This is a genomic window from Sphingobacterium sp. 2149 (genome assembly GCF_031455655.1).
Taxonomy (GTDB): domain Bacteria; phylum Bacteroidota; class Bacteroidia; order Sphingobacteriales; family Sphingobacteriaceae; genus Sphingobacterium.
This window is the reverse complement of the sequence record NZ_JAVDTD010000014.1, coordinates 69,663-82,480: the sequence shown is the minus strand read 5'-3', so window position 1 is coordinate 82,480 and position 12,818 is coordinate 69,663. Positions and strand designations below refer to the sequence as shown.

Genomic DNA, 12,818 nt, shown 5'->3' with positions numbered 1-12,818 from the left:
AGAGAGTCCGTGTTCTATACGTTATTCAATCTCCTTCGACAATTATTCGAGGCCTCTTCGGGCCTTATTCGTACTTGCTAGCACATAAGAGTGTTTTCCAACAGCCTTGCTACCGCCTTATCTCCGAGTCTAACTCGGACTCACCACGGACACATGTCGCGCTCATCACAGATTCATCTCGACTAGGGGGTGGAGTGGTATCGAAGCAGATACGATGCTGCATCGAACCTCCATTGAAGCAGCAGTTTTAAACCCATACCAAATTCGAAAAAGATCCTTACCCGCATCACTGATAAAAATAGCCAATGCAATTTTCATAATAGGCTTTTACTAGCTATTATGAATTTAATAATTGTTGGCAAAAGCCAATTTCAAATCTCCCAAAAATAAACAATTATTTGGCTTTCAGTATTTTAATTTGCAAATTCAACCCATGGCTATAATAGAGAACGGAAATCTAAAAGGCTTGGTTGGAAACCTTGTCTTTCGAAAATCAAATGAAATAACTATTGTGCAGACTGCCCCAGGGCGTAAAACAAAACAAACGAAGGGCACAAAATCAGCTGCTACAGATTTTGGTCATGCGAGTACTGCAGGATCCCGCATACGACATGTAATGGGAGAAGTTCACCTCAAATTGCACGATAGCAATATGCACAATCGCCTCATCAATCAGTTGAAAAGAGTCACCCGCCCAAATAGAGCGCCTCTGGGTGAAAAGACGATTCGAGGCGGAAAGATCGATCGGATAGTAAACTTTCAATTCAACGACAAATGCCATATGCATGACTACATGCATTTTGATCCAGAAATAAAATTGTTGGATAAAAAACAAATTGCCATAAAGTTCCCAAAATTTGACATGCAAAACGATATTCACCGTCCAAAATATTGTAATCTCATGAAGATAAATCTGATGATTGTCGTATTTAATTTCGAAAAACAGATCTATGTCCGTAGCCACAAACACCAAATTCCGTTGAGCTTACAGGCAGATCCTAGAACTGTTGAATTGGAAGAATTACGATTTGATGTGAACGATCGAGATGCTGAGACCGTACTTATTGGAATGAATATCGAATACTATGAAAGATTTCGCGAAGATTATGCCCTGCTAAATAGTAAAGATCTGCATCCTGCGGCAATTGTCGGTGCATTTATTATTGAATCTTAAAAGCAAAATATAGACATAGGCACTATAGAGAAAGAAATACCTTAATTGTTTATTATTGATATCACCGAAGAGGCGATTCGATTAAACACGCTATTAAAATTTCTCAATCTCCTCAATTGACAATCCTATAATATCAGCTATGACCTTGGAATCAAAACCGCTCTTCAACATCTTTAAGGCTGAGATTCGCTTCTCAGCTTCAGCCTTCGCTCGTTCCTCTTGCCGACCTTTTTCTATTCCCTTTTCCATGCCTTTTTTAATGCCTTTTTCCATGCCTATACGTTCCGCTGTAAGGCGAATGCTTTCCGCATCTCTTTTATCCTTAAGGCTCAATTCATATGCTTTCATATCTTCTGAATTTAGATTTGACACCTCTCCTATGTCAAAGATAAGACCAAAGACACGCTTATCCAAAAATTTCGGTATTTCATTGAGTTTAGACATATGTTTGAAAAGATAAAGCCACATGTCCATAAAACTTTTTATCTCAACCTCCTCTTTGCGAAAATTAGGCAAACAAAGAAGTTTAAAGCCTAACTTATCGTAAAACTGTTCACCTTTCTCACGATCACAAAGTACCACATCATAATAGTATCGATCATTATCAATGTTATCCAATGCAAAATTAAGAATACCAATGAAATAAACTTCTGGTAACTCATAGGTATTTCCGCTATGTCCGCGTGGAACTAATGTATGTATAAGACGCGAGCTGTAATAAACCATACGATCACGGAAAAAATCTTGGGGAAGTTGTTGCATTTCGATAATGAAATGACTATTGTCATCACTGGTACAATAGAGGTCAAAAATGACTTTACGATTGTGTTCCTGTTCACCAATACGCTCTGTGGGGCGATATTCCAGATCGCGAATAACTTTTTCCCCAGCAAATAGGCCGTTAAGGAAATGGATCAGATTCTCTTTACCACTTCTCGGGCCAAAATACAATTTCATGCCAAAATCGGTGCACATATCCACATATTTGCCCAAGAGATTATTCTGCTTTTTCATAAACTACATAATTGGTTATTTGATAACAAAAATGCAAATAAAACACACGAAAAACTAAAAATATTAGTTTTTTTTTATTCTGATTAAATCGCTCGATTGCAAAGAAGTACTTTGATTTTCAACCTCCCGTATTTTCCTACTCATTGATACCTTCCACTGAAAAACTTACTTTTGACCTAAAAGAATCTTAATGTGATAGGGTAAAATTCTTTAGTTGATTGCCATGTGCAAGGACTATTCTACAGCGAGTTCGGACAATTAAATTGTTAAAATCATTCATACTTTTTCAGTTAGTGTTCGTTAAGTATTGATATATCCCCTTTAGCTCGGTCTATTTTTTCAAACCAGCGTTTAAACCAATGCTGCTTATACATATGATTGTTTGTCCAAAAGAGCTTCAAGTCTTCATGATCCATACCCTCGGTTGTTTCATAAATTTCTCGGTCAGCCTTTAGCTCATCAAACATCTGCTTGATCTGCTTTTTAGTATACATAGGCTGGCCGTATTTGCAGGCGAGAATGAATTTCTTAGCTGTTTTTCTTTGTTTAGGTGTAGCTGAATTATGATGGGAATAGCTTAACATCCACATAAAGTCGTTTAACAGTTTTTCTACCTTAACATCGAGTATCGCACATAACATTCTGAGATTACTTGGAATATCCACTTTGACCACTCTTTCCTTCGAACCATACATTTCGTCGATTTCGGCATACTTATGATACATGTCTACCGTTACAACCTTGTTTTTACCTTTCTTCTTCATATCAAGTCTATTTTGATTTGCACAAATAAACACATCTCTATCTACGTACAGAACCAAAACCACTTGTAAAATACCTAGCATAGTTTGTATCACACTAGGATTTCTTGTTTTGTACCATCTAAAGATATTTCGTATCTTAAACACTTAATATATGCTAACTTTGGATTTATGAGTACAACCAGCGCAACACACCATATAGGAAGAAAAATCTGTCGTATCCGCGAACTTAGTGGAATGAAACAAGAGGCTTTAGCATTCGAATTGGGTGTAAGCCAACAAGCTGTATCCAATATGGAGCGTAGTCCTGAGATAGAAGTAAGTCTATTGGCTCAGGTAGCCGAAGCATTAGGTGTTACGCCTGAAGCCATTGAGAATTTTGATGAAGAAGCAGTGTTTAATATTATAAATAACACTTTTACAAGCCACGACACATCTACACTAAATGCAATAAATATACATCCGAACTTTAATCCGCTTGATAAACTCATCGAAGCATATGAAGAAAATAAAAGGCTTTACGAACGCCTTTTAGAAGCTGAGAAATCTAAGGTGGAGTATTTAGAGAGGCTGCTAAAAAATAAATAATCCATTATCTAAAGCGATCTGATATGGAATGTTTTTAGACTTAAATAATGATATAAATCCACGAAGTTTATGAAAAGCGGAGAATAAGCAGTTTATTCTCCGCTTTTTTTGCGGTAAATAACCCATATATTTACCGGATATACTTTAGAGATCGATGAAAATTAATTGCTAAACAATTTCAGCCTGATTAAAAAGTTCAGAAATGAATATTATTTCAAACTATCTAATCTACTATAGACCATTGCCTTAAAAGTTCGTTGATGGCTCGACCACGCGTCTGGCTTGAAGAATATCTTAATGACATCGCTTTCATAATTATCGGTTATCTTGAGAATCAGTTGTTCAAGTGCGGATGGATCCGTACGATAATCAATCTGTACATTAGCTGCGATAGCACGCAAGAATCTTAGCTTATCGTGGGCATAAAGATATTTCCAAAATTTCAGTAGTACAGAAGGACGAACACGATAATCTATCACCTCAAGCATTTTTTTATAATTCTTTTCATATTCCAATATCCTGAAATACAGCTCATCAGACCCTGCATATCCCATATTATTGCGAAGCATACTCAATGTCCTCGTCCTAAATTTCTTCTTGAGCTCCTCATCGTTGGAATGATCCATGATAAAAACGTAATCAACAATATTCGGAGCACTTGAAAACTTTTCCATTTTAATAGAGGCAAGCTTGCTAAAATCTCCACTATCCGCGTATATGTCCTCTAAAATCTCCAAAAAAGGATCATTATAAGTTGAATTTACATTGCCAGCGATCACCCTGTTGCAATAATCAATCGCTTTGTTGGGATCATGATCTCTTATTGCTTCTATTAATTTCAAATTAAACTTAGCTTCCCACTGGCGGGGTACAAAATAATCAGCACTGTCGTCAAACATATTATTCTCAAGCAATACATCTAAAAAGAAGCTATCAACCGCTACGGACATGTGATAGCGCCCTTCTAACAGGGAGGTGATCAGATCTTCTATTTTGTCGGCCAGTAACCGTTTCCGTTCTGTGGAAGAGCTTTCGTAGATCTGTATAAACAATTCCAACATCCCCCCCTCTGAATTTTGCTCGGACCACATTTTATCCCAATACGAATTTGTCAATGCGACCCACTGTATGTCAGAATCAACATGAGCAATGATTCCAGCGATTTTCGAATTTCCGGTTTCAATAAACTTTCTAAAACGCGTACCGGTATAGAAAAATTTATATTCGAGATCCAAAACAGCTTGATGTACCGCCGAAAATAGATCAATGATCCTTTCGTTGCCGATATTAAGTGCTAAATACTCCCAAAAAGGATCCAGTGCCTTTTCCCATAATTGTATTATTTTTTTAACTTCTGATGCTTCTATCTTCTTCCGCTTTCCTACTACTGAAACAACAGTATCTTTTAAAGTCTTAGCGACATCTGTCTCTTTATATTCCTGCTTATTTTTCCCGAATTTCATCAGAAACTGTAATTCAATATCTTTATTGGATTTGAAAAGCTCCAACAGCCAGGAGGCTAACACTTCCTGTTCTAACATGAGTAGTAGTTGTTCACTTTCCTTCACCTTCTTTCCCTTGGCTGGCTTACTGCTTTTCTTCGTAGCTGAAGGGCTCTCCTTTTCTGATGAGAGCATCAGAAGTATGGCGATCTGATGTATACAATAACTATCCCTACGCCCACAGTCGCAAGAATGACCGACAACAACTTCTTTATCCAACTGGACATTAATATCATAAGATTCCTCCGCCTCATCTACATAAGCCACAAAATTTCCTTTTACCTCAACTTCTTCCAATTCACGAACGATGAGTTTTTTAGCTTGTGTAAGCTTAGTTTCACTCTGTTTAGCTAAGATCTGTGCTATTCTCATTTTGATTTTTATTTCTACCCAACTAGTTATTGCTATCACCTGTCACCGACATGCTATTGCTCATTCCAACCGCCCTAGTGCGTGCATACTAATTTATATTCTCTTTCTCACATAGACATATAGGACAGTAAGAATCTTAAAGTTTTGTCGCCCGTAACATTTCCCTTTTTCCAGGTGCACCGCGAGCCTTCTCAATAGAAAAGCCCAAAGATTTCATACTACGTTTAAGATTACCCGTAATCGCATATGTCACAAAGACTCCCCCAGGTTTAACAAACTGCGCGACATGTGCTAATGCCGCATCGTTCCACATTTCGGGCTGATGTATGGCAGCAAAAGCATCAAAATACACGACGTCAAATTGTTTTTCTGTTTGAAAATCCATCAATAAAGTATGAGCAATAGTAAGTCGTAAACGTTCATGAACTTGCACCTCCTGCTGCAATGCCGCTTCATAGCAATTCAGGTAAGCTGACCACACTGTTGGATTCACGGTCTCGTTATATCCTGTCTCGGCAATGGTCGTAAGTGGCAAAGGGAAACCTTCAATTCCGACATAGTCTATCTGAAATGGCCTGTCCCGAATGAAATCGGCTGTCTGAAGAAAGTTAAGTCCTGTACCAAATCCTACTTCCAGGATAGCAACATCCGAAGCCCCTGTCTTTTGCACAAAATGATCCAAACCTGTTTTGATAAACACATGTTTACTTTCCTGTACGGCCCCATGCGTTGAATGATAACATTCGCCGATCTCGGCATTGTACAATGTCTTCGAGCCATCTCCGGTCGTTACAAAATTCATTTTTCTTATACTCATTATTAAAAATCTAATAGCCTTATCTCCCTCCCCCAACAAGACATAAACAAGGTCTTCATGAATCTTCGGTTCCATTCGACACAACAGGCCTCTATACTCCAACTTTCTACCTGCAACCGCGACGGTATGCTATCAGAAGATTCGTTCAAAGATAAAAAGCTGGTTCGAATAAACTCCGATTAATCTTTATCAAAACGTAAAATGAAAATAATAGATAAAAAGATTATTTTAGCGCCGTAAACACGAAACAATCACTGAACCTAATGGCATACTCGGCAAAAACTTTTATACAGCACTACGGCAGCATCTTACTCCTGCTTCTTGGCATCAGTATCGGAAGTTTACTTGGCATCTTATTTCCACATTTTGTGGATAACCTTAAGCCAATTGGGGATATCTTTCTAAATCTGCTCTTCGTCAGTGTTATACCCTTGGTCTTTTTCGCAATAGCTTCGTCTGTGGCCAATATTGAAGGTGACAGTGTGTTGGGCAGAATTATTGGCATGATGTCATTCGTATTTGTTGTCGGTATTGTCGTTGCAGGAGTATCGACCATATTCTTTCTCTACTTATTTCCGGTAGACGCCCCACTCGCCATCGAACAGGCAAACAATATCATGGATACAGCCGTTCATGATTCCTGGGGTGAAAAAATGGTTCGATTCCTGACTGTTAGTGAATTTTCCAGTCTCTTATCCCGGCAGAATATGCTTGCCTTTGTGATATTCTCATTTTTGGTAGGTATCGCCACACGCAGATCTGGCGCTTCCGCTGATATATTCCGAAAATTCATTAATTCCGGAAATGCCGTCATGGGCAATTTACTGGTCATGGTCATGAAACTGGCTCCACTAGGTCTCGGCGCTTATTTTGCCTATCAAGTCGGTACCCTTGGCCCACAGCTCTTTGGCTTCTATGCCAAACCTATTGGCCTTTATTATCTCTTTGGGGTACTTTACTTCTTCGTGGTATTTAGTGTCTTTGCCTTTCTTGCATCTGGTCTCAAAGGTATCAAACGCTATTGGAAAAACAATATTTTACCTTCGCTGACTGCCCTCAGCAGCTGCAGCAGTCTTGCGACCATGCCGGCCAACTTACTGGCAGCGAAACAAATTGGCATCCCCGATACGGTAGCCAGCGTCGTCATCCCTTTGGGCACGACCTTACATAAACATGGTTCAGCCATCGCCTGTATCTTTAAAATTTACATTGCGCTGCTGTTGAGTGGACAAGAGTTCTTTGAACCAAGCAATATGATCATGGCAGTGGGGATCACCTTGTTGGTCAGCATCGTTGCCGGCGGTATTCCAAACGGGGGATATATCGGTGAGATGCTCATCATATCGGTTTATCAAATGCCGACTGAGGTCATTCCTTCAATTATGATCATTGCGACATTGGTAGATCCGTTGGCCACGATGCTCAACGCGACCGGCGATACGGTCGCTGCAATGCTCACTACCCGCCTCATTGGACAAAAACTGACAGATCCTGTCCCAGTAAATCAGGGTTAAAGCCTGAACATGCAAGTTATTCAGCTTAAGTTCAATCAATCAGAGGTAATACCAATGGAAATGGTCTTTGCCAAATGCACTAAAAGCGGTAGGCAAAGAATAACTGTCCGTATTGATGTCGATGGAATACAGACTTAAGCTCCTTGGAATTGAAAATATAATTAATGCCGTAATTAACCTTATGGTCAGACCAGTTGAATCCGACGCGATGACTGAGCATCCAAGGTTCAATCTGATATAATCCACCAATCGGATCATCTTTCCCCATTCCCCCTTGTATAGTGGAATTATAAAAAACCCGCGTCAAACTAGGCTGATAGAAAAAGAACCACTCCTTTTCGTTGTTACTTCTGGCCTGCGTCAGATGTCCACGGGTAAAGGTCGAAGCATGGTACGATTTGAGTTTACCTGCACGTATCGGAATTCCTGCCTCGATATTGGTGTTGTTCATGCCCAGCACACCTCTTCCCATCACGCCAAGATCGAAGGACTGCGAATCATTCCGGTAAATTCCTTTAAGATACTTCGCCTGCATATCCACACCAAATGCATTGCGCAACTCCGTTTCCCAACCTGTGGCCTCATACAGTCCAAAAAGATGATGAATAAACTTCTGTGCTTCTTCACCATATGATCTGGAGCCGATTTGCCCAAATTCCACCTTTACTTCTACAACTTGATCCGCTTTTAGAAACCGCGTTGCACCTGCGCTCAAATAAAGGTAACCAGCAAAAGGCCGGTCATATGTCCTATTTTGCCGACGATAGTCCAGCATGCTAATGCCGTTATAGATTCTTTGTCCAAGTTCAAAGTCCAATACAGTATTGGAGATCTCCGCGTTGCTCCCATTCCGTATTGCCACGCGATAATTGACATTGATACCATTCGTATAATACCTATCCTGCCCCACCAAGAGGTAAACATCATTATCGTTTTGAATGGAAAGTTCCTGATTACGGAATTTCACCTGCCCAAACACAAGAAAACACGAAGATAAAAGGGGCAACAGGAGCCCTAAGGATCGCAAACCAACACTCATATTAACAGGCAATTGTAAAATTCATGCGAAATCATTGGAACCAAAAAAGCAAATCATACATCAAATTATTGAAAAGCATTGGTATACCTCCTATTTTTCAAACTAATTTAAACTATTTAGAATAGATATAAATAATATGGAAAAGTTGCATTATTCCTTTCTTAGCGAATCTATTTGTAATTTTGCATTCGATTAGGTGTCAAATGTAAGAAATTCGGGATTTTTATAAGCAGTGATCTAAATATTTTACCCAGTTAACATCATCACCAAGAACAAAGAAACCGAGTGAAACGATTTATGTTTTCGATGGAATCAAACACTTATAAATAAGTAAATACAATGAAAAAAAGTTCAATTATTCTAATTGCTATCATCGCTGTCGCCATTGCCATGATACTTGTTATCTACACCGATTCAAGTACGTATTCGACATTTACCGAAGCTAAGGAAAAGAAAACCGAACTGTACGTGGTAGGTCAATTAAATAAGGAAAAAGCGCTTCATTATGACCCTAAGACCGACGCCAACAGATTCTCGTTTTTCATGTACGACAATGATGGTACAGAGTGTGAAGTGATTTTTAAGGGTGCCAAACCTCAGGATATTGAACGTTCAGAGCAAATTGTATTGACCGGTAAAATGGATGGAAATGTGTTTAGGGCAAGTAAGATCTTAATGAAATGTCCGTCAAAATATAACGATAAATCAGTCGTTACCGAGATCAATGCGACTGCTTTCAATAATTAATTCGTAAAATCAATTTTCAATGGACGTTAATTACGTTGGTGAGCACCTGCTACCCGGGCAGATCGGACAGTTCTTTATTGTTCTTTCTTTTGGTGCCGCACTTTTATCTTGTATCGCTTATTTTTTCGCGACTAAAACTCCTGAAGAAACTTCATGGAAAAAAATTGCTCGCATCGCATTCTGGGTTAATGCTGTCTCAGTCGTAGCTGTCGGCTCAACTTTATTTTATATTATTTACAATCACTATTTTGAATATAATTACGCTTTTGCACACTCTTCGAGAGACTTACCGACTTATTATATCATTTCCAGTTTCTGGGAAGGGCAGGAAGGAAGCTTTTGGCTATGGACATTCTGGCAAACCGTATTAGGCGCAGTATTACTATTTAAAGCCAAAAGCTGGGAAACGTCCGTCATGACCTTCGTGATGTTGTGTCAGGCATTTTTAGCCTCGATGATTATAGGGATTGAGTTACTGGGTTTACGCATCGGAAGCTCTCCATTTATCCTCCTGCGCGATGCAATGGATTTCCCTATCCTAAAGGAAGCAAACTATTTGTCCCTACTTAAAGACGGTAATGGTCTAAACCCTTTGTTGCAGAACTACTGGATGGTAATTCACCCGCCTACACTGTTCCTTGGCTTTGCGTCTATGATTGTTCCTTTTGCTTATGCAACGGGCGCCCTTTGGACCAAACGTTACAAGGAATGGATCAATGCTGCACTTCCCTGGGCACTATTTGCTGTGATGATTTTAGGAGCTGGTATTATCATGGGTTCATTCTGGGCTTACGAAGCACTTAACTTTGGCGGCTTTTGGGCTTGGGATCCCGTAGAAAATGCATCCATTATTCCATGGTTTACGTTGATTGCAGCGGTACACGTCATGGTCGCTTACAAAAATTCTGGCCATTCTTACTTCACCGCTACTTTTTTAGCGATGATCAGCTTTGTACTGGTGATTTATGCCTCTTACCTCACTCGAAGTGGTGTGCTCGGAGAAACTTCAGTACACTCTTTTACCGATTTGGGAATGAGCGGACAACTGATTTTGTTCAATGTCGTATTTTTAGTTATTATGGTGGTATTTCTGACAGTTAAAAAGAAAGAAATGCCGATAACAGAAAAGGATGAGGATATCTATTCAAGAGAGTTCTGGATGTTTATCGGCGCTTTGGTATTAACTGTTGCTTGTGCACAGATCATCGCTTCAACATCAATTCCGGTATTTAACAAGATCTTTGGAACCAAAGTAGCCCCGCCTTTAGATCCGATACAACATTATAACAAATGGCAATCAGGCTTTGCTGTTATCGTTATGATCCTAACCGGATTTACGCAATTTTTAAAATATAAACGTACCGACAGCCGCAAGTTTTTGGCGTCTACTGTGGCATCATTGGTCGTGTCTCTTATATTAACCGCTGGTGTAGTTTATTTGACGAAGACCTATACCAACCTGATCTATATTTTAATCACCTTCGCAAGTATTTTCTGTATTTTGGCTAATATCCGCGTATTGGGAGATGCTGTCAAAGGTAAATGGAAGCTTGCGGGCTCTTCCGTAGCGCATATTGGTTTCGGACTTTTGCTGATCGGTGCCATGGTCGCTGCAGCAACCAACGAGGTCATTTCTGTTAACAATACAGGATACATCGCTGTATCAGGGTTTGACAAAGTTGAGAAACCCGGCGAAAATTTATTCTTGACCGAGGGTGAACCTGTACAGATGGGGGAATACAAAATCACCTATATCGGTGACAGCATCGTTGCTCCAAATACGTTTTATAAAATAAAATATGAACGAATCGACGAAGAAACAGGAAAAGTAAAGGAGCAATTCGTTCTGCAACCTTTTGCTCAAAACAATGCAAAAATGGGTGGTTTGATTGGTACCCCAGCGACCAAACATTATATTACACATGATGTTTATACACTGATTACTGCTGCGGCAGCTGAAAGTCAGGCTACACATGCGAAAGTTTCGGCAGAAGAGAAAACTGGTTTCGAAGACTACGAGGAGCCAGCGACATATCAGGTAAATATCGGCGATACGCTACGCTATCGTAATGGCTATTATGTCATTGAAGGCCTAAATAAAGAAGCTCACCTAGAGAAAATTCCAAAGGGTCCCAATGATGTCATGGTTGGATTGAAAATAAAAGTATTTTCCGCCGATAACAAACAATATGAGGTACAACCTATCTACCTTATTAAAGATGGCGGGGTTTATGACTTCAATAAAGATGTCAATGAACAAGGACTTAAATTCAGATTTACGGGTATTAAGCCCGACAAAGATAAACTGGAAATTATGGTTTATCAAAAACCCCTTCCAGAAAAAAAATGGGTCGTATTTAAAGCCATTAAATTCCCCTACATCAACTTTTTCTGGTGCGGCACAATTGTCATGACAATCGGCTTTATCATGTCCATTGTGAGAAGAAACAAAGAGGAAAAACGAAAAGCATTGAAATAATGAACATAGTGATCTTAGGGAGCGGAAATGCAGCCACACATTTCGCACGACAGTTTCAAAAAATAGGACAGCAAGTCGTTCAGATCTATAGTAAAACAAAGGCCAATGCAGACGCATTGGCCTTTGATCTTCATTGCGTGGCAATTGACCAGCTGCATGAACTTGACTTAAATGCCGATCTTTACCTTATTGCGGTTGCGGATAATGCTATCATACCGGTAATAGAAGCGCTACCTGAAAATTTAAAAGGAATTGTTATCCACTGTTCAGGCGCAACAGATCTGGCCGTACTCAATAGATTTGAGAACGCCGGTGTCATCTATCCACCACAGTCTTTATCTAAAGATAAAGCAGTCGATTTTTCCACCGTTCCGCTTTGTGTTGAAGGTAATACGGATGACAATAGCGCAATGCTACTCCAGCTCGCACGCAACTTAAGCCCGCACAGCTTATATTGTACTTCACACCAGCGTTTAGCTATTCATCTTGCTTCGGTCATGGTCAATAATTTTTCGAACATCCTCTATCAGATGGCGTATGAGATTCTCAACGAAAACAACTTATCCTTTGATCTGATCAAACCAATCATCCGGGAGACGGCAGAAAAAGCTCAAAATCATATTCCGATAACAGTTCAGACAGGACCAGCCATCCGACAAGATAGCAAAACAATGCAAAAACATTTGCAATTTATTAGCAATAAACCAGATTTACAGCAAATCTATCAACTTTTATCGCAGGAGATTACTAAAAGAAAATAGTTTGTTAGAAACGGTTATAAACTTGTCAAAACTTATTCCAAACGGGTGAA

General features: G+C 39.5%; 11 protein-coding genes. 6 read left to right on the top strand and 5 right to left on the bottom strand.

All coding sequences use genetic code 11. The features are described from left to right. Positions 1-433: 433 nt before the first annotated feature. Positions 434-1,174, top strand: a complete 741-nt coding sequence (locus J2X77_RS19580) for a hypothetical protein (protein ID WP_209580483.1) — start codon at positions 434-436, stop codon at positions 1,172-1,174. A 93-nt stretch (positions 1,175-1,267) separates the two neighbouring features. Here the strand turns inward: J2X77_RS19580 and J2X77_RS19575 are convergent, their stop codons facing one another. Further along, entirely contained in the window at positions 1,268-2,188 is a 921-nt protein-coding gene (locus J2X77_RS19575; protein WP_209580481.1) for an Rpn family recombination-promoting nuclease/putative transposase, read from the bottom strand. A gap of 290 nt (positions 2,189-2,478) precedes the next feature. Then, a complete protein-coding gene (locus J2X77_RS19570; RefSeq protein ID WP_310082115.1) occupies positions 2,479-2,952 on the bottom strand; it encodes a hypothetical protein in 474 nt (157 codons plus the stop codon). Positions 2,953-3,120: 168 nt separating this feature from the next. On the opposite strand from J2X77_RS19570, the gene J2X77_RS19565 reads away from it, so the two are divergent. After that, entirely contained in the window at positions 3,121-3,537 is a 417-nt protein-coding gene (locus J2X77_RS19565) for a helix-turn-helix domain-containing protein (protein WP_310082114.1), read from the top strand. Positions 3,538-3,746: 209 nt separating this feature from the next. On the opposite strand, the gene J2X77_RS19560 is transcribed toward J2X77_RS19565, so the two are convergent. Beyond that, positions 3,747-5,411 (bottom strand): SWIM zinc finger family protein, encoded by a 1,665-nt coding sequence (locus tag J2X77_RS19560; RefSeq protein WP_209580475.1) that lies wholly within the window; start codon positions 5,409-5,411, stop codon positions 3,747-3,749. 136 nt (positions 5,412-5,547) lie between these two features. Further along, positions 5,548-6,213 (bottom strand): tRNA (5-methylaminomethyl-2-thiouridine)(34)-methyltransferase MnmD, encoded by a 666-nt coding sequence (gene mnmD, locus J2X77_RS19555; RefSeq protein WP_209580624.1) that lies wholly within the window; start codon positions 6,211-6,213, stop codon positions 5,548-5,550. A gap of 278 nt (positions 6,214-6,491) precedes the next feature. Between mnmD and J2X77_RS19550 the strand changes: the two genes are divergently transcribed. Then, positions 6,492-7,742, top strand: a complete 1,251-nt coding sequence (locus tag J2X77_RS19550) for a dicarboxylate/amino acid:cation symporter (protein WP_310082110.1) — start codon at positions 6,492-6,494, stop codon at positions 7,740-7,742. Between the two features lie 79 nt (positions 7,743-7,821). Here J2X77_RS19550 and J2X77_RS19545 read toward each other — a convergent pair whose 3' ends face one another. Next, positions 7,822-8,781, bottom strand: coding sequence for a lipid A deacylase LpxR family protein (locus J2X77_RS19545; protein ID WP_310082107.1), 960 nt, complete (start codon positions 8,779-8,781; stop codon positions 7,822-7,824). A 339-nt stretch (positions 8,782-9,120) separates the two neighbouring features. Here J2X77_RS19545 and J2X77_RS19540 point away from each other — a divergent pair, with 339 nt between their 5' ends. From J2X77_RS19540 to J2X77_RS19530, 3 genes are read left to right on the top strand one after another with little or no spacing between them, the layout of a single operon-like run. Continuing rightward, entirely contained in the window at positions 9,121-9,528 is a 408-nt protein-coding gene (locus tag J2X77_RS19540) for a cytochrome c maturation protein CcmE (RefSeq protein WP_209580469.1), read from the top strand. Positions 9,529-9,547: 19 nt separating this feature from the next. Further along, a complete protein-coding gene (locus tag J2X77_RS19535) occupies positions 9,548-12,007 on the top strand; it encodes a heme lyase CcmF/NrfE family subunit (protein WP_209580467.1) in 2,460 nt (819 codons plus the stop codon). Next, positions 12,007-12,768, top strand: a complete 762-nt coding sequence (locus tag J2X77_RS19530; protein ID WP_209580456.1) for a Rossmann-like and DUF2520 domain-containing protein — start codon at positions 12,007-12,009, stop codon at positions 12,766-12,768. The genes J2X77_RS19535 and J2X77_RS19530 overlap by 1 nt, the downstream gene beginning before the upstream one ends. The last annotated feature ends 50 nt before the right edge of the window (positions 12,769-12,818 follow it).